This is a genomic window from Pseudomonas entomophila, from assembly GCF_029193575.1.
Lineage (GTDB): Bacteria > Pseudomonadota > Gammaproteobacteria > Pseudomonadales > Pseudomonadaceae > Aquipseudomonas > Aquipseudomonas entomophila_G.
In genome coordinates, this window is record NZ_JARGCS010000043.1 from 93,088 (window position 1) to 114,932 (window position 21,845).

Consider the following 21,845-nt stretch of genomic DNA (forward strand, 5'->3'; position numbering starts at 1 on the left):
GCCTTTGTAGTTGTTTTTGTTGCTGGTGCAGCGGGGTGTTCCGGGGGCGTGCTGCTGTCAGGTCAGCACTCGACGAACGCGACAGCCAAACCGCCGCGCGAGGTCTCCTTGTAGTTGGCATGCATATCCGCACCAGTGTCGCGCATGGTGCGGATCACCCGGTCGAGGGAGATGAAATGCTCGCCATCGCCACGCAAGGCCATCTGCACGGCGTTGATCGCTTTCACCGCCGCGATCGCGTTGCGCTCGATGCACGGCACCTGCACCAGCCCACCGACTGGGTCGCAGGTCAGCCCCAGGTTGTGCTCCAGGGCGATCTCGGCGGCGTTCTCCAGCTGTGGCGGTGTGGCGCCCAGCACTTCGGCCAAGCCCGCGGCGGCCATCGAGCAGGCCGAACCGACCTCGCCCTGGCAGCCGACCTCGGCACCGGAGATCGAGGCGTTCTTCTTGCACAAGATGCCCACCGCCGCCGCTGCCAACAGGAACGCCACCACATCGTCGTCGCAGGCGTCGGGGTTGAACTTCATGTAGTAATGCAGCACCGCCGGGATGATGCCCGCCGCACCGTTGGTCGGCGCGGTGACCATGCGCCCGCCGGCGGCGTTTTCCTCGTTGACCGCCAGGGCGAACAAGTTGACCCATTCCATGGCGCTCAGGGTCGAGCCGATCACGTTGGGCTTGCCCAACTCCTGCAGGCTGCGGTGCAGCTTGGCGGCGCGGCGCTTGACCTTGAGCCCGCCGGGCAGGATGCCTTCGTTGCGCAGGCCGTTGTCGACGCACTCGCGCATCGCCGCCCAGATATTCAGCAGGCCCTGGCGGATCTCGACGTCGCTGCGCCAGGCGCGCTCATTGGCCATCATCAGTTGGCTGACACTCAGGCCATGGGCCTTGCACAGGGCCAACAGCTCGGCGCCGGAAGAGAACTCGTAGGGCAACTCGACCTGTGGCGCATCGCTGGCCGGTGCGTCGAGTTCGGCCTGTTCGACGATGAACCCGCCGCCGATCGAGTAGTAGGTCTGCTCCAGCAGGCAACCCTGCTCGCCTAGCGCTTCCAGGCTCATGGCGTTGGGGTGGTAGGCCAGGTTCTCGTCCAGCAGGCGCATATCGCGGCCGTAGTGGAAGGTCACCGGGTGGCTGCCGTCGAGCATCAGGCACTGCTCTTCCATCAGTTGGTCGATGCGCGGTTCGATGCTGTGCGGGTCGATGCGGTCGGGCCATTGGCCCATCAGCCCGAGCAGGCAGGCACGGTCGGTGGCGTGGCCGACGCCGGTCGCCGACAGCGAGCCATACAAGCGCACCTCGACCCGCTGCACCCGGGCCAGCAGGCCACGCTCGCGCAGGGCCTGCGCGAAGGTCGCCGCCGCCCGCATGGGGCCGACGGTGTGGGAGCTGGATGGGCCGATGCCGATCTTGAAAAGGTCGAAAACACTGATAGCCATACTAATGCCTGCCTGCCGCCACGAAGCTCGCCGCGGCTCGGCCCTCCGGAAAAATTGATGGGCGCTGCGAATTTGCGCGATACTGCCGCGCTCGTTCGGCGATGACCAACGAAAATTCCTAAGCAAGCCTTTAGCAGGACTAAACGATGAAAGGACAGCTCAACGGCCAGGTGTTCGTCTGGCTGCATGTGTTCTCCTGTGCGGCCCGGCACCTTTCGTTCACCCGCTGCGCCGAAGAACTGCACATCACCCCCGGGGCGGTCAGCCAGCAGATGCGCCAGCTCGAGGAGCGCCTGGGCTTCAAGCTGTTCCTGCGCCGCGCGCGCGGTGTGGAGCTTTCGGCCGAAGGCCAGCGCCTGGCGCAGACGGTGGCGGAGGCCTACGGCAGCATCGAGGCCGAGCTGTTGCGCCTGGATGTCGGCGAGATCCGCGGTACCCTGCGCCTGCGCTCGATCCCCTCGTTCCTCGCCAAATGGCTGACGCCACGCCTGCCGCGCTTCCAGCAGCGCTACCCGGACATCGAACTGCGCCTGGTAGCCGAGGACAGCAAGCAGGCGCTGCACGAGGGCGACTTCGACCTGGCGATCGACCTCAACGACGGCAGCTACCCGGGCATGTTGTCGACGCCACTGCTGGACGAGCAGATCTTCCCGGTCTGCTCCCCGGCCCTGCTGCGTGGCCGCCCGCCGCTGCATGGGCCTGCGGATCTGACGCACTACCCGTTGTTGCACGACATCACCGCCTGGCGCGGCAGTTCGGAATATGCGGAGTGGGAGTTCTACCTGAACGGCATCGGTGCCGCCGGGCTGGATGTGCGCCGAGGGCACACGTTCAACCGCAACCACCTGACCATCGAGGCGGCCATCGCCGGCGTCGGCGTGGCGATCGCCCGGCGCACATTGCTCAATGATGAACTGGAGCGCGGCACCCTGATCGTGCCGTTCGGCGTGCCGATCCCCAATCACAAGCGCTATGTGCTGCTGTACCCGCCGGGCGGGTTGACCCAGCCAGGAGCGCGGGCCGTGCATGACTGGCTGGTGGAGGAGGCGCAGGCGTTTCGGGTGCTGCATCCGCTAGGGGTTGATGGCGTCTGAACGGGCCCTATCGCGGGGCAAGCACACCCACGTATCACGCCCATGCGATACGTCCTGTTACTTCGCCCCACCCTCCCCCCGCCCTAACGTGGCCAGGCCGAGGCGCTACCCAATCGCGCACCGGCCACTAGACAAGCCAACCCAAGGAACGAGGGAGCACCATGAGCCATTCGAACGCCGTAAGCAAACAGGACGCCGCCAATGCCCAACAGCGCCAGGAACAGGTGCAGCGCGCGATCAAGGACCTGCTCGGGCACACCGACAAACTCACCCATGAGCACTACGCCCGGCTATTGGGCAGCGTGCTGGCCGCTGCCGCCAAATCGGTGACGATCCAGATCGCCGACGAGGATTTCGACGCACTGAAAGCCGCCGGGTACCGCCTTTGCTTCGCCAAGCGTGTGGGCAACCAGGCGTACAACGTGGTCTGGCAGTCGTACAGCAAGTACCTGAGCAACAACATCTTCAGCTGGACGCCGCAGTACCAGCTGTTCGGCACCAACACCTTCGAAGACAGCGTGCGGGTCAAGGCGCAGACCCAACTGGTCGATATCGGGCTCGGCCAGCAGTCGGTGCTGACAGAAGCCGGGCGGCTGCTGCCACCCACCACGGGTGGCCCGGAAACCGCCGTGACCATGCTCAACAAGTACGGCTCCATCCACCCCGGGTTGAACCAGTTGTCCACCGGCATCGATGGCACCCAGGTCAGCACGCCGATCTACGTCTCGCCCAGCCCGATCGTCGCGGGCACCACCAGCCTCACACCGAAGGAAAGCATCCTGGTGTGGTTCGAGCAGAACATCGAGACCAGCACGATGTTCAGCGACTCGCGCTCCAATGCCCAGGAGATCGACCTGACCTTCAGCAACAGCGCCACCTACCTGTACACCAACCAGAAGTGGATCATCCCTTCCTGAAAGCGCGCCGCCGGGGCATTGCCCCGGCGGTGTCTAGGGAACGCGATGGACGAAACATTCGATCACGCAGCGGCAGATCGCCTCGGCCATCTCCTGCTCGGTGGCGATCACCAACGGCGCGCTGCGGTCGAACTGCCCCGCCCAAAGGATGCGCCCGGCACCCAGGTCGAGCAGGCGCACCGACACCCGCACGCGGTTGACCTCGGCACGCACGCTGCCTTCCAGCACGAACCCCAAGTCGTGCTCCGCCGGCGTTGCCCCACGCCGTGGCAGCCTGACGCTGACCGTGGCCCGCTCGAAGGCATGGAACAGCTGGTCGTTCAGCTCCTCGCCAAGGCCCCGGGCGAACGCCCCGCCCAAGGTGGTCAGGCAGCCGAAGGGCCGCACGCACAGCACCGCCGGCCCCGTGCCCTCGGCCACCCGCCCCCGGCGCTCGCAGCACAGGCGGTAGCCACCGGCCGGCACACTCAGGCGCAATGGATCATGTCGGCCCTGGGTGGCGTAGTAGTCGGCGAGTTTGCGCCGCAGGCGCCCTACCTGCACACGCACCACCGGGTCGTCCCCGGTGCTGTACACCGCCGGGTCGCGACGGAACACGGCGATGCCGATCTCATATTCGCTAGGGGGCGCTTGCTGGCTGTGTCGCGCCAGGTAGCTGAGCAGGCAGCCCAGGCGCTGCGAACGGGCGAATTGCGGGCTGGCCAGCAGGCCTTCCAGCGCGCCCTGAAGCTCCGGCGCCACGGGCGCGCCGGGTTGTACGCGAACCTTGCCGATCCGCTTGATGACCATCGGCCTGCTCTCCTTGCAGGGCCACACCCACGGTGGCATCGAGAGCTCAGTGTAGTAGCGCGTGGCCAGGGGGCTGGTTGCCGGTCGTCGGGGTGGTCTGCCGGGGGCCGTGCCGGCCCCATCGCGGGGCAAGCCCCGCTCACCACCACACCTCGATCATTGCGCCGCCGTCACCGCCACGCCCTTGGCCTTGTCCGGCGTCACCACCTGGCTCAGGTCGATGTGTCGGAAATCCGGCTTGGCCCCCAGCCGGGCATTGAAACGCACGTTGAAGGTGAACGGGTCTTCGGTCGCCACATCCAGCGCCCGCCCATAAGTGGCGCTCACTCCCGCCGCGTCGTAGCCCATCAGGCGCAGCAGCGTCGGGAAGATGTTGTAGTGGCTCGAGGCATTGCGGTTCTGCGCCAGGTGCGCCCGCCAGTCCAACGCCTTGACACCCTGCCCCTGGATCACCACCAACGGCACCAGCCCCTCTTCCGGCACCGGGTCGCTGTCGCAATGGGTGTTCAACCCAGGGTTGCCACGCTCGTGCAGGTCCTGGCCGTGGTCGGAGGTGTAGATCAGCACCGCCTGGCTCAGGTCGGCCTGGGCGAACAACCGGCGGAAGAACTCACCGACGCTCCACTGCACGGTGTTGCGGTACGAGTTGCGGTACAGCACCCAGTCCTGCGAAGTGCCGTCGAAACCCTCGCGAGTGCCGGTGTCGGCGATGTCGGCGTAGTGCCCACGCGGCAGCGCCGGCTGATACGTCAGGAAGGCATCCGGATACTTGTCATGCACGGGAAAATGCGCACCGACCTTGTTGATCACGATCAACTGTGGCTTGCCGTCCTCGAGCAGTGCCACCAGCGTGTCCAGCGCCGCCATGTCGCGCTGCACCACCGGCGTGTCGTCGAACTGCACGAACTGATCGATGTCGCGCTTTTCGGTCTCGGTCATCAGGTTCTGCAGGTTGCCGCCGGTGCGCTGGCCATCGATGTACACGGTGCCAAGGCCCGCTTGCTTGGCGTACTGCCAGAGCGACGGCAGGGTCGAGTTGATGCGCAGATAGTCGCCGCGCGTGCCGCCGTAGCGCAGCGTGACATTGGTGTCGGCACTGCAATTGGCGATCGACACCGCATAGCCGTAGTTGACGATATCCACCCCTGGTCGGGGCTGGTTCAGGTGGCTGGTGACCCCGGCCGGGGTGTTGAGGTCCAGGTAGTTGCCGGAGATGCTCTCGTCGATCACCAGCACGATGTCACGCGCCATGGGCGTACCGTTGCGCGCCAACGTCACCGGCTGGCGCGGGCCAACGTGGTCATGCAGCGCTTCATAGCCGAACAGGCTCAGATAGGCCAGCGGTGTGTACATCACCGGCAAGCCCCGCGCGCCCTCGCCGGCGCGCACGAACAGCACGCCGATCAACAGCAGCAGCGCCAGCACCGGCGCGGCCAGCGGCAAAGCGCGGGGCAAGCGTGGCGCGAACCCCGGGCGCAGGCCCACGCCCAGCAGCAACAGCAGGGCTTTGCCGGCGGCCAAGGTGATCGCGTAGTGATACTGCTGCAGCGCCTCTTGAATGAACCCACCGGAATAGACCATGGACACGAATGCGCTATAGGTCAGGTAGGAATCGGTGATCCGGGTATAAGCGTCGAAGAACAGCCCGCTCAGTGCGAACGCCAGGGCCAGCGGCCAGCGCAGCCAGCCTGGGCGTATCCACGCGGCCAACAGCAGCCCTGCCACCAGCACACCGGCCACCCCCACGTAGAGCACCAGCGCCGGCGCCATGCCCAAAGCGTCTATACGTTCACGGTAATAGGCGTGAAAGCTCGCCAAGTAGAGACACAGCAACGCCAGCTTGATCCATCCGCGCATGAGGGCCGCACTCCGGTCATGGATTTCTCCTCAAACCGTAGCAGCCCTGAAACAAATCACAAGGCGAGAAAGTCAATTTTCCGGCGATATCATAACGCCTTATTTTGGCGCCATTTGTGTCACTTACTTGAGACTCTCTATCGTCACCAACCCTCATTTTTCGCGGCCTCAGACCGTTCATCGGTTCACTAAACGGCCAAGTGCCAGTAGCTTTGCGCGCTAACTCACGGATTGGAAACGGGTTGATGGCCAATGGCCGTTTTGCTTAGGCGCTGTAAATGCGACGAAACATGCCATTGCTTTGACGAAAAACCGGAGGGCTGAGCTATACCGAAATCACACCACTGTTTCATCTCCCTTACTCATCCATACGAGGCACGCCGACATGGACGTGAGTGTTTTTGGCACCGGTTATGTGGGACTTGTACAGGCAGCCGCCCTGGCGGACGTCGGCCACCGGGTGCTGTGCGTAGATGTGGACGCCCACAAGATCAACCAGTTGCGTCAAGGCGTGCCGCCGATCAGCGAGCCGGGCCTGTCGGACCTGCTCGAAGACAACATCAAGGAAGGCCGCCTGCTGTTCAGCACCCAGGCCAGCGACGCGGTCAGCCACGCCGAGCTGATCTTCATCGCCGTCGGCACCCCGCCCGACGAGGACGGCTCGGCCGACCTGACCCACGTGCTCAACGTCACCCGGCAGATCGCCGAATTGATGACCGCCGACCGCACGCTGATCGTCAAGTCCACTGTCCCGGTGGGCACCGCCGACCAAGTCATGGCCCTGGCGCGCGACGAACTGCACCGTCTGGGCAAGGGCCAACTCCAGGTACGCGTGGTGTCCAACCCCGAGTTTCTCAAGGAAGGCAGCGCCCTGGCCGACTGCATGCGCCCGGACCGGATCATCGTCGGCACCCTCGACGACACCGCCCACGACCAGCTCGCCGAGCTCTACGCGCCCTTCTGCCGCAACCATGAAAAGCTCATGTTCATGGACAACCGCAGTGCCGAGCTGACCAAGTACGCCGCCAACGCCATGCTCGCCACGCGCATTAGCTTCATGAACGAACTGGCCAACCTCAGCGAGCACCTGGGCGCCGACATCGAGGCGGTGCGCCGCGGCATCGGCTCGGACCCACGTATCGGCTACCACTTCATCTACCCCGGCTGCGGCTTCGGCGGCTCGTGCTTCCCCAAGGACATCAAGGCCCTGCTGCACACCGCCGAGCACAGCGGCATGCCGCTGCGCCTGCTGCAGAGCGTCAGCGAGGTCAACGACCAGCAGCGGCGCATCCTCTTCGCCAAGCTCAAGCAACGCCTGGGCAGCGAACTGGCCGGCAAGTCCATCGCCCTGTGGGGTCTGGCCTTCAAGCCGAACACCGACGACATGCGCGAGGCGCCCAGCCGCTACCTGATGGAAGCGCTGTGGGCCGAGGGTGCCACGGTGCGCGCCTACGACCCGGAAGCCATGGACGAATGCCGGCGCTTGTACGGCTACCGTGACGACCTGCAACTGTGCGCCACCCGCGACGACACCCTGCAAGACGCCGACGCTCTGGTGATCTGCACCGAGTGGAAGAACTTTCGCGTGGTCGACTTCTCGATGCTCGCCAGCAAGCTGCGCGAACGGGTGATCGTCGACGGTCGCAACCTCTACAACCCCGAGCAGGTCGCTGCCCATGGCCTGCTCTATAGCGGCATCGGCCTGCGCCAGGTGGTACCGCAGGGCGGCAGCCAGGTGGGCGCGCCATGAAGGTGCTGGTCACCGGCGCGGCCGGCTTCGTCGGTGCCCATACCTGCCTGCGGCTGCTGCGCGACGGCCATCAGGTGCTGGGCCTGGACAACTTCAACGACTACTACGACCCGGCCCTCAAGCACGACCGTGTGCTCTGGGTGCGTCAGCAGGCCGGCGACTTCGACCTGCACAAGCTCGACCTCGGCGACCGCGACGGCATGGCCCGGCTGTTCGCCATGGAGCGCCCTGAGGTGGTGGTGCACCTGGCGGCCCAGGCCGGGGTGCGCTACTCGCTGCAAAACCCCCAGGCGTACCTGGACAGCAACCTGGCGGGCTTCCTCAACATTCTCGAAGGCTGCCGTCGCCACCCGGTGCAGCACTTGCTGTACGCCTCCTCCAGCTCGGTGTACGGCGCCAACCAGCGCACCCCCTACCGGGTGCAGGACGCCGTCGACCACCCGCTGTCGCTGTACGCCGCCACCAAGAAGGCCAACGAGGCCATGGCCCACAGCTACAGCCACCTGTTCGGCATTCCCTGCAGCGGCCTGCGTTTCTTCACCGTGTACGGCCCCTGGGGACGCCCGGACATGTCGCCGATGCAGTTCGCCCGGGCGATCAGCGAGGGCCGCCCGATCCAGCTGTTCAACCATGGCCGGCACCAGCGTGATTTCACCTACATCGACGACATCGTCGAAAGCCTGGTGCGGCTGATTCCCAATCCACCACTGGCCAACCCCGGCTGGAACGCCAACCTGCCGGACCCGGCCAGCAGTCACGCGCCGTGGCGGCTGTTCAACATCGGCGGGCAACGCCCAGTGGAACTGCTCGACTACCTGGCGCTGCTGGAGAAGCACCTGCAACGCAACGCCGTGATCGAGCTGTTGCCGCTGCAACCGGGCGACGTGCTGGCGACCTGCGCCGATGCCAGCGCCCTGGCTCAGGTGACCGGCTTTACCCCACAGGTTTCACTCGATGAAGGACTCAGGCGGTTCATCGCCTGGTTCAAGGGCTACTACGCGAATACCGCCGCACAGGCGCACCCCGCGGGCGAGCCGTCGGATCAACGGAGGGTGGTATGACAGGACAACCGAAAAGCGCCCAGCTGCAGGCGCTGTACCAGGACAAACGCATGGACCCGGTGCATCGCCAACGCATCGACGCGGCCATCCACATGCAGGGCCGTGGCTGGATCACCGGCCGCGCCGGTGGCCGGCCCTGGACACTGTCACGGACCAACCGCGTGCTGTCGTGCATCGCCGCCCTGGGCCTGCTGGCCGTGATCTCACCCTTGTTCCTGGTGCTGGCGGCGCTGATCAAGCAAGGCAGCCCGGGCCCGGTGTTCTTCATCCAGAAGCGCACCGGCTACCGTGGCCGCGCCTTCGGCATGTTCAAGTTCCGCACCATGGTCGCCAACGCCGAGGCGCTGAAGGACTCGGTGCGCCACCTGAACAAGCACGGCGCCGACTCGATCGACTTCAAGATCGACAAGGACCCGCGCATCACCTCGGTGGGCGGCTGGCTGCGCCGCAGCAGCCTGGACGAGTTGCCCAACCTGATCAACGTGGTCATCGGCGATATGCGCCTGGTCGGTCCGCGCCCCACCTCGTTCAACGCCTATCGCTACAAAGACAACCACCTCGCCCGGTTGTCGATCCACCCCGGCATGACCGGCCTCTGGCAGATCTCCGGGCGCAGCAACATCGACTTCGACCAGCGCGTCGAGCTCGACCTGAGCTACATCAACGAACAGAGCCTGCTGCTGGATCTGAAGATCCTGCTCAAGACCCCGTTCAAGGTTTTCACTGGCCACGGAGCAAGTTGAGATGGACGGTTCTACTTCGAGAAGCCTGAGTATCGCCACCCCGAGCGAGACCAACCTGACCGCCACTGTCCTCGACCTCGACCAGCGCACCCTGCTGCTGACCGCGGCCAACACCGGCACTGGCACCAGCACCAGCGCCCTGGCCTTCGCCAGCCAACTGGCCTTGATGAGTGCCGGCGCCGTGCTGCTGATCGACGGCAGCGCCAGTGCCGGCGGGCTCAGCCAGCAATTGGGGTTGAACAAGCTGCGCGGCTACAGCGACCTGCTGTTCGACCAGGACACCCCACCGTTGGCCCAGGACTGCGTGGTGCGCTTGTCCGACCAGCCGTTCGACATCCTCCCCGCCGGCACCTGGAAGCGCGGCCGCGACCGCCTGGACCCCGAGCGCCTGCGTATCTTGCTGAACCAGTACGCGGCCCACTACCGCTTCGTGGTGATCGACGGCGAGGCGATCTACGCCAGCGCCGACAGCCTGGTGATCGGCACCCTGGTCGACGGTGTGATCCTGGTGGTGTGCGCCGAGGAGACCCGCTGGGAAGTGGCCCAGGCCGCGGCCCAGCGCCTGACCCAGGCCGGCGCGCGGCTGATCGGCAGCGTGTTCAACAAGCGCAAGTACTACATGCCCAAGTGGCTGTACGACAACCTCTGAGAGGATGCACAGGATGAACGCCATGAGAGTCCCATCGATTGCCCTGTGCGTGCTGGCCCTGGCCGGCTGCGCCAGCCAGCAGAACCGCGAGATGCCGGTCTCGATCCTCACCGCGCCGGCGGCGGAAAGCCAGGCCACCGAAGTCGCCCGCCGCGAGCAGGTGCTGCGCCCACAGGACGTGCTGGAGGTGATCTTCCACGTCAGCAACCGTTCCGCCGGGGTCTATCGGATCCAGTCCGGCGACACCCTGGACCTGAACTTCATGGCCGCCAGCGGCCTGAACGGCCAGCAACTGGTGCAACCTGACGGCACCATCACCCTGCCCAGCACCAACGCCGCGGTGCGCGTCGAGGGGATGACCCCAAGCGAAGCGGAAGGTGCGATTCGCCGGGCCTACAACGACAAGCGCGTGTTCAAGCCCAACCGCGACCAGGTCACCGTGCGGGTGCTGAGCCCGATGACCGACGAGGTCAACCTGAAAAACGCCCTGAGCCACCCCGGCACTGGCATGAGCCGCGACATCACCGTGGGTAACGACGGCCGCGCGACCTTCCCGGAAATCGGCTCGGTGCCGCTGCAAGGCATGACCGTCAACCAACTGCGCGACTACCTCAACGAGCGCTACGCCACCCTGCCGGGGCGCATGAGCGTGGACGTGCTGCTCAAGTCCACCGCCGCCAATGAGATCTACGTGCTTGGCGAGGTCGGCCAGCCCGGTGCTTTCCAGATCCGTCGCCCGGTCTCGGTGCTCGAAGCGCTGACCCTGGCACGCGGCCCAACCCTGAAGGCCAAGCTCGGCTCGGTGGTGATCATGCGCCGTGAAGGCAACGTGGTGCACGCGGTCAACTACAACGTCGACCAGGCGTTGTCCGGCGGCACCCAGAAACTCGCCTACCTGCAGCCCGAAGACATGCTCTACGTGCCCAAGACCAAACTGGCCAGCGCCGCCGAGCTGTCCCGGCAACTGGCCGACGTGGTGCTGTTCCAGGGCTTTGGCTTCAGCTTCAGCTACCGCGTCGACAACAAAGAAAGCAACGACTGACCGGGGGGACGGACCATGACTACGCAACCGAAAGAAAACTATGTGCATGAGTTCTTCCGCATCTTCTTCGCCAACCGTCAGCTGGTGAAACGGGTGTTCCTGGTGTTCGCCGTGATCGCCCTGCTGCTGCCGCTGGTGCTGCGCCAGAGCTTCGACATCACCGCCGAAGTGATCGTGCAGTCCAAGAAGCTGTCGCAGAGCGACACCAGCTCTGCCCTGGCCCAGCAAGCCGACCAGTTCATCCCGCCATCGCTGGCCGACATGGAGACCGAGAGCAACATCCTGCGCTCGCCGACCTTGATCCGCCAGACCATCGACCAGTTGCGCAGCGAAGGTCACTACCAGGAAGAGCCCGGGCTGCTGCAACGCACCGTGCTGACCCCGCTGCGCAAAGACCTGATCGAGCCGCTGCGCAAGGCCTTGGGCAGCCAGACCGTCGAAGGCCGCGACACCGAACTGGACACCCTGACCGACGAGGCGATCAAGGAGCTGACCGTCGAGACCCTGCCCGGCTCGAACGTCATCTCGATCAGCTACAGCGCCCAGGACCCCAAGCTCGGCACCCTGTTCGTCTCGCGCCTGCTGGACAACTTCCTGAAGAACCGCCAGGACCTGCAGTCCAACGAGCTGCCCGAAGCCTTCTACGAGCAGAAGAAGCTGCACTACCAGGCTCGCCTGGGCGACCTGGAGAGCCAGCGCCTGGGGCTGCTCACCGCGATCGGCTCGTCCGACCCGAAAGAAGAGATCACCTTCCGCCTCAACGCGATCAACACCGAGGAGCAGGCCCTGAACCTGCAACGCGACCGCCAGTTGCAGAACCAGCAGTGGCTGGACTACCTGCGCAGCAGCCTGAGCGCGGCCAGCAAGGCGAAGATGGCCGACTACGCCTTCCCCTACACCTTCACCACCACGGTCGACAACGTCGCCTTCGAGGACCGCGAGATCAAGCAGCTCGGCGAACAACTGACCACCCAGCTGGCGCGCTACAACGGTGACGCCACGGTGTTCCAGCCCGGTGCCGAACAGATGGTCATGGCCCGCCAGCAAATCGCCCAGTTGCGCGCGCAGTTCCTCAAGATCGTCGAGAACCGCATCCGTGAGCGCCAGCAGGACCTGGCCGTGACCCAGCAGGTGATCGAGCAGAAGACCCAGCGCATCGCCGAGTACAAGCAACGCATCACCCAACTGCGCGAGACCCAGAGCAAGACCCGCCAGCTGGACACCGAGATCGACGCCCTGCACAAGGCCTTCTCCACCTACGCCCAGCGCTACGAGGAAAGCCGTGGCCAGGGCCTGCTCGATGGCAGCCAGTCCAACGCACGGATCCTCAGCGCGCCGTATGAACCCGCCACCGCGGCCTTCCCCAAACCCGGCCTGATCATTCCGTTCGGCCTGGTGACCGGGCTGCTGCTGGCGATCGCTATCGTGTATGTGAAGGAGTTCTTCGACCACCGCTTCAAACACCCGGCGCAAATCAGCCACGAGCTCGGCCTGCCGGTGCTGCTGGTGCTCAACGACCAGACCCCGGCGCTGCCCAACCCGCACAGGAGTTGGTCGCCCTCGCGCCTGTGGCATTGGGTGCGCAATTGAACGCCGCCGTGCCCGCCGCTGGCCGCCCGATCCTGCACCTGCTCAGCAGCGGCGGGTTCTACGGCGCCGAGCGCATGCTCCTGGACCACTGCCAGGCCACTCCTGGCCGGCACCGGGTGCTGTTCCTCGACGCCCCGGCCGAGTTGGTGGCGCGCTTCCAAGAGGCGGGTGTCGACTGCCAGGCCTGCGCAGGGCTGGGCGCGCTGCTACGGGTACTGCGGGGCGCGCGCGGCGAGCGGCCGTTGATCAACAGCCATAACTTCAAGGGCCTGCTGTTCGGCTGGGTTGGCGCCACCCTGTGGCGCCTGCCGATGGTCACCACCCAGCACGGCTTCACCCCGCGCAGCCGCAAGCAACGCTTCTACACCTGGCTGAGCCTGCAACTGTGCCGCACCCCGACCATCGATCGGGTGGTCTGCGTGGCCGAGAGCATCGCGCGTATCCACCGTGATGCCGGGGTGCCGACGGCCAAGCTCGAGGTCATTCCCAATGGCCTGCCCGAACAAATACCCCCTGTGCCGGCGGGCTTGCCCCGCGATGCTCGCAGCGCGATGCATGGCACGGACTGCGCCCGTGATCGCGGGGCAAGCCCGCTCCTGCAGGGGGCAGGCCAGCCTGAAGACACCCGGCCGTGGCTCGCCGCCTACGTCGGCCGGCTGTCCAGCGAGAAAGGCCCGGACCTGTTCCTCGACACCCTGATCCCGCTGTGCCTGCGCGAACCTCGGGCGCATGCGGTGATGCTCGGCGAAGGCCCGGAGCGCGATGCCCTGCAAGCGCGCATCGACGCCGCCGGCCTCGGCGAGCGCATCACCCTGCCGGGCTTCCAGCGCGACATGCGCAGCTGGATGAACCGCCTCGACGCGCTGGTGATCAGCTCGCGCACCGAAGGCACGCCGATGATCCTGCTCGAAGCCATGCAGGACGGCGTACCGGTGGTCGCCTTCGCCGTCGGCGGCATCCCCGATGTGATCGAGCACGGGCGCAGCGGGCTGCTGGCCAAGCCGCTGGCGGTGGACGAACTGGGCCAGCACCTGCAGGCCCTGCTCGACGACCCGCAGCAGGCCGACGAGCTGGTCGCCCGCGCCCGCCAGACCCAGCATGAACGCTACCACCTGCCGACCCTGGCACAACGCTGGGCCCTGGTGTACCGGGGCACGGCCAAGGAGGTTGTCGCATGATCATCCCACTGTCGCTGGTGAGCCTGGTGGCGCTGGTGTGCCTGGGGCTGCTGGCCAGCCCCTACCCGTACCTGGCCCCCGGCGCGGTGGTCGGCCTGGCCGGCGCTTTGGTGCTGTACCGCAAGCCGGCCTGGGGCCTGCTGGCGATCGCCACGCTGGTGCCGCTGGAGGGCCTGCTCAAAGACAACCTGGTATCCGGCGCCAAGCTGATCGGCCTGGGCCTGGTGCTGATCCTCACCCTGCAACTGGCGGTGCGCCAACTGCCCGGCGAGCGCCTGCGCAGCAATCAATGGCGCCTGCTGCTGCCATTCCTGGCCTTGTATGGCCTCAGCCTGTGGACCAGCGACAGCGTCGCACTGTCGGCCGGCCACCTGCGCGAACTGCTGGTCGGCCTGGTGGTGTTCGTCATCACCCTGCTGGTGGGCCGTGACCTCAACCTGCCGATGCTGGCACGGCTGGTCACTGTCAGCGTCTGCGTGACGTGCCTGTTCGCCATCTTCTCCACCAAGTACCAGGAGCAAGGCCGCGCCTCGGCCATGCTCGACCCCAACGCCTTCGCCCTGTTGATCACCATCGCCCTGCCCCTGGGCCTGTGGCTGGCGATCAAGACACGGGCATGGCCGCTCAAACTGTTCTGGGCCGCCTGCTGCCTACTGCTGCTGGCCGGCATGACCAAGACCGAGTCGCGCTCAGGGCTGGTGGTGCTGATGATCAGCGCTGGCATCGTGCTGTACAACTACCGCGAGCGCCTGGCGCACATTCGTCCACGCCACCTGGGCTTCGCCATGCTCGGCCTGGCCATCGTGCTGCCGCTGGGGGTGGCGCTGATGCCCAAAGGCTACGTGGAGCGTATCCAGTCGCTGGTGCTGCTCAAGTCCGGGGTCAACGCGCACCAGGACGAATCCCTGGGGCGGCGATCCTCCTACCTGCTGGTGGGCAAGGACATGATCAACCAGCACCCGCTGCTCGGCGCCGGGCCCGGCACCTTCCCGCTGCACTATGCCGACACCGGCTTCTCCAAGGCCTTCGCCCCGGTCAACAGCAAGACCACCGACCTCTACCGGCGCGCCCACAACACCTACCTGGAGCTGTTCAGTGAAACCGGCGTGCCGGCCGGGCTGCTGTTCGTCGCCATGATCGCCATGGCCCTACGCAATTTCTGGCGCGCCCGCGCGGCCTGGCAGGCGGCCGGCGACCCCGACCGCGCCGACCTGATGACCCACCTGACCATGAGCATGCTGGCCATCGGGCTGTTCCTGATGTTCCTCAGCGCCCCCAGCCACAAGTACCTGTGGCTGATGCTGGGGTTGTCCAGCGTGCTGCTGCGCCAAGCGGCCGAGCAGCCCGTCAAGGACCTGCAGCCATGAACCAGGTGAGCATCGTCATCCCCATGTTCAACGAAGCCCGGCACATCGCCCGCACCCTCGATGCCGCGCGGCGCGCCGCCAGCAACGCGGGCCTGGCCTGCGAGTTGCTGGTGGTGGACAACGGCTCCAGCGACGCCGGCCCGGAGATTGCCCGCCAACACGGCGCGCGGGTGCTGAGCCTGCCGGGCGTGGCCATCGGCGCCCTGCGCAACCGTGGCGCCCAGGCCAGCCAGGGCGACTGGCTGGCGTTTCTCGACGCGGATATCGAAGTGCCGGAAAACTGGCTCGACCTGTTGGTCGGCCTGCAACAGCGCGGCGAAGGCGATGTGTTCGCCCTGGACTGCGACACCCCGCGCCAGGCGCCGTGGTTCGCCCATGCCTGGCAGCGTCGCACCCTGCGCGCCGGGCAGACGGTGCAGGACTGCACCTGGCTGCCCACCCCAAACCTGTTGATGCGCCGCCGCTGGTTCGAGCAGGTCGGCGGCTTCGACGAGCACCTGCGCACCGGCGAAGACAAGGACTTCACCCTGCGCCTGCACGAGGCCGGCGCGCGCCTGCGGGTGCTGCGCCAGCCGGTGGTGCTGCACTGGGGCTTCGAGCTGAGCTGGGGCGAGTGGCTGGGCAAGGAAATGTGGCGCCAGGGCAGCCACCTGCAACTGCTGCGCAGCCATGGCGTGAGCCTGCGCCTGCTGCGTTTCCCAATGCTCTCGGTGGGTGCCTGGGTGCTCGACTTCATGGCCGTGTCGGCGTTGCTCGACGGCTTTCCCCACGTGGCGCTGGCCCTACTGCTGATCAGCGCCCTGCCCGCCCTGGCCCTGAGCCTGCGCCAGAGCCTGAAGCACCGCGATTCGCTGCTGACCCTGCAACTGTGGGGCCTGCACTGGCTGCGCCTGCACCTGGCCGGCGCCGCCTTCGTGCTCAGCCTGTTCAACCGCACCGCAAGGAGGCCCGCCCGTGGCTGAGATCATTTTCTGGTTGTGCCTGCTGTTGCCGCTGTACGCCTGGGTCGGCTACCCCGTGCTACTGACCCTGGCAGCACCGTTCTTCCCCCGCCGCCAGCCCGGGCCGCTGCCGCCACAGCGGGTCAGCGTGGTGATCGCCGCGCACAACGAGGAACGGCACATCGAGCAAAAGCTCAGCAGCGTGCTGAACCAGGACTACACGGCCGCCGAATTGCAGGTGGTGGTGGCCAGCGACGGCTCCAGCGACCGCACAGTGCAACTGGCCAACGCCCTGGGCGATGCCCGGGTGCAGGTGCTGGACCTGCCGCGCCTGGGCAAGGCCGGGGCGCTGAACACCGCGGTCAGTGTGTGCCGAGGCGACATCCTGGTGTTCACCGACGCCGACAACCAATGGTCGGGCGACACCCTGGGCCTGCTCCTGGCGCCCTTCGCCGACCACGACGTGGGCGGCACCGCCGGGCACATGATCATCCCCGACCCGGGCAAGGGCCTGAGCCTGGGCGACAGCCTGTACCGCCACTACGAGGCCTGGCTGCGCAAGGTGGAGAACCGCACCGGCTGCATGGTGTCGGCCGATGGCGCGCTGCTAGCGCTGCGCCGGCCGCTGTACCAGGCGATTCCCAAACAGGTGAACGATGACTTCTTCATCAGCACCTGCGCCCCGGCCGCGGGCCAGCGTATCGTCTATGCGCCCGAAGCAGTGGTGCTCGACCAGGGCGTGGACGAGGCCGACAAGCAGTTTCGCCGCCGCCAGCGGGTCACCGTCGGCGGGCTGCTGAGCCTGGCCGCCCGGCGCGAGCTGCTCAACCCCGCACGCCATGGCCTGTATGCCATTGCCCTGATCAGCCACAAGCTGATCCGCCGCCTGGCACCCGTGTTGCTGCTGCCCTTGCTGCTGGCCAACCTGTGGCTGGCCGCCGAGCCCGGTTTCTATCGCCTTACCCTGGCCGCCCAGCTGCTCGGCTACGCCGCAGCCATCGCCGGCTTGCTGGACGCAGGCCATCGCCTGCCCAAACCGTTCCGTCTGGCGGCCTTCGTGCTGGTCACCCTCGCGGGCATGAGCGTTGGCCTGTGGCAATTCCTGCGTGGGCACAGCTACAGCCAATGGAACCCCGACCAGAACCGATGAGCGACGGACATGCCGATCAAGACCCGTATCAAGCAGGCCAGCGGTTGGCTGTACTTCAAGTCGCCCAAGGGCCGCAGCGAACTGCGCGGCGCCGGGGTGATCCTCATGTTGCACCGGGTGCTGGCCGATGACGCCTGCGCAGCGCTGCCACACCGCAACGAGCTGTGCGTTGGCCCACGGGCGTTCGAAAGCCTGCTGCGCTGGCTGCCCAAGCACTTTGACTGCGTCAGCCTCATGGACCTGCTCAAGGCCCATGAAACCCCGCGTGGCGAGGGGCGGCCAAAGGTTGCCCTGACCTTCGACGACGGCTGGCGCGACAACGCGCTCAACGCCTTCCCGCTGCTGCGCAAGCACCAGGTGCCGGCGAGCATCTTCTTGTCCACCGACTACATCGGCAGCCGCCAGCGCTTCTGGTGGGAGAGCGTCGGCGAGACCTTGTGGGGCAGCCACGGCGAAGCGGCCCGGCACAACCTGATCGAGCGCCTGCGCAAGCTCGGCCGCCCGCTGCCGGCGGCCTACTTCATGAACGACCGCCCGCAAGCCCGCAGCCTGGCCCTGGCGCGCTACCTGCAAAGCCTGAAGAGCCTGAGCCCACAGGCACTGCATGTGCTCACCGACGCCTGCCCGGACGAATCGCTGCCCCAGGCCATGGACTGGCACCAGGTGCGCGAGCTGGAAGACTCCGGCTTGGTGCGCTTCGGCCCGCACGGCGCCAGCCACGCGCTGCTGCCGTACCTGGACGACCACCGCCTGGAAGAGGAACTGCAACGCAGCCACGCGGCCCTGCAGCACGGTTGCCAGCAACCGCTGCCGGTGTATTGCTACCCCAACGGCGACCATGACGAGCGGGTGCGCGCGCGCCTGGCCGCACACCGCTACCCCTATGCGCTGAGCACGCGGCCAGGCATCTGCCAGGGCCAGGACGACCCGCTGGCGCTGCCACGCATCGGCGTCAGCCAGCGCAACGCCAGCCGCCCGTCGCTGCTGGCCTGGCGCATCAGCCGGGGAGGCCGCGCATGAGCCGCAACCATTACCTGCGCCACCTGGCGCTGAGCATGGGCACCAAGCTGGCGATGATCGCCCTGCGCCTGCTGCGCAACGTGCTGCTGGCGCGCATCCTCGGCCCCAGCGAGCGCGGCCTGTTCGCTCTGCTCAGCACCCTGCCCGACCTGATCAGCGCCGCTACGAGCGGCGGGCTGAACAGCGCGGTCGGCTACCAGGCGGCCAAGCAGCGCGACCTGGGCCTGCTGCTGACCCAGGTGCTGGTCTACGGCTGCCTGCTGGCCGGCCTGCTGACACTGCTCTGCGTGTTCCTGGTGCGCGAGTTCGGCACCGAGCTGGAAGTGACGATCCAGCTCGGCCTGCTGGCCTGGCTGTTGCTGCTGGCCGTGCCGATGACCGTGCTCAAGAGCGGCCTGCTGACCCTGCACAACGCCAGCGGCGGGGTCGGCGCCTTCAACGCCCTGCGCCTGACCGAATCGCTGGCGCCCTTGCTGCTGTTCCTCGGGCTGTTCTGGATGTGGCAAGAGCAGGCTCTGGAAGCCGCGCTGATCAGTTGGCTGTGCGGCATCGCCCTGGTGCTGGCGCTGGGCCTGTGGTGGTTGCGCCGCCAGCACCCGCTGGGCCTGCGCTGGGACCGCAGCGGCCAGCGCGAGCTGCTGGCCTACAGCGCCAAGAGCCACCCGGACCTGCTGTTCCAGCAGTTGATCCTGCGTTCGGACTACCTGTTCATCGGCGCCCTGCTCGGCAGCACCGCACTGGGTCACTACGCCATGGCCAGCGCCGCCGCCGAGCTGCTGCTGATCGTCCCTGAAGCCGTGACCACGCCGCTGATGAAACGCCTGCTGCAACAAGACGCCGGCATGGAGAAACTCACCCCCCTGGCGCTGCGCCTGACCGCAACCGTCATGCTCGGCGCCTGCCTGGGCATGGCGCTGATCGGCGAATGGCTGATCGTCACCCTGTTCGGCGCCGAGTACCAGCCCGCCTACCCGGCGCTGTTGGCGTTGCTGCCGGGCCTGCTGGGGCTGTGCTACGCGAGCATCCTGCGCCTGGACCTGCTGGGCAAGAACCGTCCCGGCACGGTGTCGCTGCTGATGGGCGTGGGGGCGGCGCTGAACCTGGCGCTCAACCTCATCCTGATCCCCCAGTGGGGCATCGTCGGCGCTGCGGCGGCGTCGTCCATCGCCTACCTGGTGGTGACGATCGCCATGCTGGTGCTGTATGGCCGCCTGAGCGGCGTGCCGCTGCAGCAGACCCTGATCGTGCTGCCCAGCGACCTCGCGCCGCTGTGGCGCATGCTGCAACGGAGGCCGGCATGAGGCACTGGCTCGCGTGGTGCGTGCTGGCCGCGCCGCTGGCCGAGGCGGCCAGCCTGGAATGGGGCGATATCCGCGACGGCGCCCTGTACCTGCAACCGCGCACGGCCGATGAGCTACGCATCCACTGGCAGCCGGCGTGGCAGGCCGAGGCCAACGCCGAGCGCTTGTATTTGCTCGACGGCCAGGGCCGCTTGCAGGGCGAGCGGCCCATCCAGGCCGAGGAGGTGCGCGGTGAGCAGCGCTGGCCGCTGGCCGCCGGTGCCGGGCCGTACCGCCTGGAGATCCCGGGCTACAGCTTCCGCGCCTACCGGGTGCGCCACAGCGACAGCACCGGCGCACTGTTCGCCCCGGCCAAGGTGCATTTCAGCGCCGAGGTCGGGCCACGGGTGGAGCTCTACTTCCGGGTCAAGGCCGGCGAGCGCGCGGTGCTGGCTGGCAAGTACCATGGCGGCGTGAACGGGCTGGGCGCACAACGCCTGAGCGATGGGCGCGAGGTTCAGGTCACGCTCAAGCCCTACCCGGCCTATTGGCGTTTCGACCAGCAGGCGCTGCCCACCAGCCCCCGCGATGAAACCTGGCGCCTGCGCCTGCAAGGGCGCGGCAAGGCGGCGTTCTGGCTCGACGGCAGCGCCAACCTGTTCGCCCAGCGTGTCGACCAACTGGGCGATGTGGCCACCCCCCAGGGCCTGGTGCGCCTGGCCGTCGAGGGCAAGGTGCTCGGCAACACCCCGCGCCTGGGCGTCGCACTGCCCTATGTGCTGCCGCCGACTTCCAGCTTCGCGGTCCTCGATGCCTTGCGTCCGCAAGCCGCCGGCTACTACAGCTTCATGGATGTGCTGGCGCGCCAGCCCGAGTACGAAGACGCCTGGCGCCGCCTGTACCAGCAACGCTTCGCCATCACCCAGGACATCACCCTGCTGGCCGGCACTGGCCGGCGCGCGGACCTGACCGCCGACCGCACCAGCAACGACGGCCTCGACGCCTGGCTGGCAGCCACCGCCCGCCTTGGCGGCCACGGCGTGCACTACCTGGCGTTCGCCGACGAACCCAACCTTAACTACCGCGACTATGAGAGCTACGAAGCCTTCTTCACGGCCATGGCCACTCAGGTGCGCGCCTACCCCGGTGCCCGCGAGGCCGGGGTACGTATCGCCATGCCGGCGTCCTCGCGGTTGCTCGGCGGGCCATTCACCCAGGGCAGCAAGGACTTGCGCGGCATCGACTGGGCACGCCGCCTGCTCAAGGCCCACGACCACGAGATCGACGCCCTGGCCTGGCACGAATGGATGGTCCGCGACCTGTTGGCCACCCGCAGCTACCGCGACAGCGTGCGCCAGGCCGCCGCGCTGGTTGGCCTGGATGCCCAGGGCCGGCCGCGCAAGGCGCTGTTGCTGGACCAGACCAACCTTTCCAGCGGCTCCAGCCTGAGCCCCTACGACCAGGACACCCACTACGCCAGCCTGTGGTGGGCCTCGGTGGTGATCAACGCCTCGGCCGACGGCCTGCTGGACATGCTCAACTGGTTCCATGTGGCCGATGAGCCCGAATGGCCCAAAGGCATGATCCGTGTGCTGGGCGAGGAGCGTTTCGAGCTCAAGCCGGTAGGCTTGGCGCAGCAGTTCATCCAGCGTCATTGGCTGCGCCAGGTACTGGGCGTGGAAAACGACGCCTTCGAGGTCGACGCCCTGGCCATGGCCGACGGCCCGCAACGTAGTCTGCTGGGGGTGAACAAGGCCGATCGCCTGCAACAGGTCGAGCTGCGCCTGAACGAGCGCTACAGCAGTGCGCACCCACGCGACCGGCCCGCCACCTGCCCGCCGGGCCAGTTGGAGTTGTTCGGCCCCGACAGCCGGCCCCGCCCTGCCCGCTTCACCTGCCATGAGGGCCAGATCAGTTTTCAACTACCTGGGCAGACCTTGTTTGCCCTGACCTGGAGCGCGTCTTGAGACGCACCTCG

Annotated in this window: 18 protein-coding genes; 15 read left to right on the forward strand and 3 right to left on the reverse strand. The window is 67.0% G+C overall.

Annotation, left to right across the window (positions count from 1 at the left end):
* Positions 1-62: 62 nt before the first annotated feature.
* The gene (locus P0Y43_RS19765) at positions 63-1,439 is read right to left on the reverse strand and encodes an L-serine ammonia-lyase (RefSeq protein WP_275638949.1); all 1,377 of its coding nucleotides are present in this window, start codon (positions 1,437-1,439) and stop codon (positions 63-65) included.
* Between the two features lie 146 nt (positions 1,440-1,585).
* Here P0Y43_RS19765 and P0Y43_RS19770 point away from each other — a divergent pair, with 146 nt between their 5' ends.
* Both P0Y43_RS19770 and P0Y43_RS19775 read left to right on the forward strand, forming a co-directional pair.
* Positions 1,586-2,533, forward strand: a complete 948-nt coding sequence (locus P0Y43_RS19770; protein ID WP_275638950.1) for a LysR substrate-binding domain-containing protein — start codon at positions 1,586-1,588, stop codon at positions 2,531-2,533.
* A 161-nt stretch (positions 2,534-2,694) separates the two neighbouring features.
* Positions 2,695-3,450: a hypothetical protein gene (locus P0Y43_RS19775; protein WP_275638951.1), complete on the forward strand. Its 756-nt coding sequence runs from the start codon at positions 2,695-2,697 to the stop codon at positions 3,448-3,450.
* 33 nt (positions 3,451-3,483) lie between these two features.
* Here the strand turns inward: P0Y43_RS19775 and P0Y43_RS19780 are convergent, their stop codons facing one another.
* Positions 3,484-4,239 (reverse strand): hypothetical protein, encoded by a 756-nt coding sequence (locus tag P0Y43_RS19780; RefSeq protein WP_275638952.1) that lies wholly within the window; start codon positions 4,237-4,239, stop codon positions 3,484-3,486.
* A 156-nt stretch (positions 4,240-4,395) separates the two neighbouring features.
* Complete coding sequence (locus P0Y43_RS19785) at positions 4,396-6,096, reverse strand: sulfatase-like hydrolase/transferase (protein ID WP_275638953.1); 1,701 nt, start codon at positions 6,094-6,096, stop codon at positions 4,396-4,398.
* 385 nt (positions 6,097-6,481) lie between these two features.
* Between P0Y43_RS19785 and P0Y43_RS19790 the strand changes: the two genes are divergently transcribed.
* From P0Y43_RS19790 to P0Y43_RS19850, 13 genes are read left to right on the forward strand one after another with little or no spacing between them, the layout of a single operon-like run.
* Positions 6,482-7,846 carry a UDP-glucose dehydrogenase family protein gene (locus tag P0Y43_RS19790; protein WP_275638954.1) on the forward strand — a complete coding sequence of 455 codons (1,365 nt, stop codon included), beginning with the start codon at positions 6,482-6,484 and terminating at the stop codon, positions 7,844-7,846.
* Complete coding sequence (locus P0Y43_RS19795; protein ID WP_275638955.1) at positions 7,843-8,907, forward strand: NAD-dependent epimerase; 1,065 nt, start codon at positions 7,843-7,845, stop codon at positions 8,905-8,907. The genes P0Y43_RS19790 and P0Y43_RS19795 overlap by 4 nt, the downstream gene beginning before the upstream one ends.
* The gene (locus tag P0Y43_RS19800; protein ID WP_275638956.1) at positions 8,904-9,650 is read left to right on the forward strand and encodes a sugar transferase; all 747 of its coding nucleotides are present in this window, start codon (positions 8,904-8,906) and stop codon (positions 9,648-9,650) included. Before P0Y43_RS19795 ends, P0Y43_RS19800 begins: the two co-directional genes overlap by 4 nt.
* A 1-nt stretch (position 9,651) precedes the next feature.
* Positions 9,652-10,299 (forward strand): CpsD/CapB family tyrosine-protein kinase, encoded by a 648-nt coding sequence (locus P0Y43_RS19805; RefSeq protein ID WP_275638957.1) that lies wholly within the window; start codon positions 9,652-9,654, stop codon positions 10,297-10,299.
* A gap of 22 nt (positions 10,300-10,321) precedes the next feature.
* On the forward strand, positions 10,322-11,341 hold the full coding sequence (locus P0Y43_RS19810) for a polysaccharide biosynthesis/export family protein (protein ID WP_275638958.1): 1,020 nt from the start codon (positions 10,322-10,324) through the stop codon (positions 11,339-11,341).
* Positions 11,342-11,356: 15 nt separating this feature from the next.
* Positions 11,357-12,931 (forward strand): GumC family protein, encoded by a 1,575-nt coding sequence (locus P0Y43_RS19815; protein ID WP_275638959.1) that lies wholly within the window; start codon positions 11,357-11,359, stop codon positions 12,929-12,931.
* Positions 12,928-14,109, forward strand: coding sequence for a glycosyltransferase family 4 protein (locus P0Y43_RS19820; protein WP_430540264.1), 1,182 nt, complete (start codon positions 12,928-12,930; stop codon positions 14,107-14,109). Before P0Y43_RS19815 ends, P0Y43_RS19820 begins: the two co-directional genes overlap by 4 nt.
* Positions 14,106-15,476, forward strand: a complete 1,371-nt coding sequence (locus tag P0Y43_RS19825; protein ID WP_275638960.1) for an O-antigen ligase family protein — start codon at positions 14,106-14,108, stop codon at positions 15,474-15,476. The genes P0Y43_RS19820 and P0Y43_RS19825 overlap by 4 nt, the downstream gene beginning before the upstream one ends.
* Positions 15,473-16,438, forward strand: a complete 966-nt coding sequence (locus tag P0Y43_RS19830; protein ID WP_275638961.1) for a glycosyltransferase family 2 protein — start codon at positions 15,473-15,475, stop codon at positions 16,436-16,438. Before P0Y43_RS19825 ends, P0Y43_RS19830 begins: the two co-directional genes overlap by 4 nt.
* Positions 16,431-17,567 (forward strand): glycosyltransferase, encoded by a 1,137-nt coding sequence (locus tag P0Y43_RS19835; RefSeq protein ID WP_275638962.1) that lies wholly within the window; start codon positions 16,431-16,433, stop codon positions 17,565-17,567. Before P0Y43_RS19830 ends, P0Y43_RS19835 begins: the two co-directional genes overlap by 8 nt.
* A 9-nt stretch (positions 17,568-17,576) precedes the next feature.
* Entirely contained in the window at positions 17,577-18,587 is a 1,011-nt protein-coding gene (locus P0Y43_RS19840) for a polysaccharide deacetylase family protein (protein WP_275638963.1), read from the forward strand.
* Positions 18,584-19,888 carry a lipopolysaccharide biosynthesis protein gene (locus tag P0Y43_RS19845; RefSeq protein ID WP_275638964.1) on the forward strand — a complete coding sequence of 435 codons (1,305 nt, stop codon included), beginning with the start codon at positions 18,584-18,586 and terminating at the stop codon, positions 19,886-19,888. Before P0Y43_RS19840 ends, P0Y43_RS19845 begins: the two co-directional genes overlap by 4 nt.
* A complete protein-coding gene (locus P0Y43_RS19850) occupies positions 19,885-21,834 on the forward strand; it encodes a hypothetical protein (RefSeq protein ID WP_275638965.1) in 1,950 nt (649 codons plus the stop codon). Before P0Y43_RS19845 ends, P0Y43_RS19850 begins: the two co-directional genes overlap by 4 nt.
* The last annotated feature ends 11 nt before the right edge of the window (positions 21,835-21,845 follow it).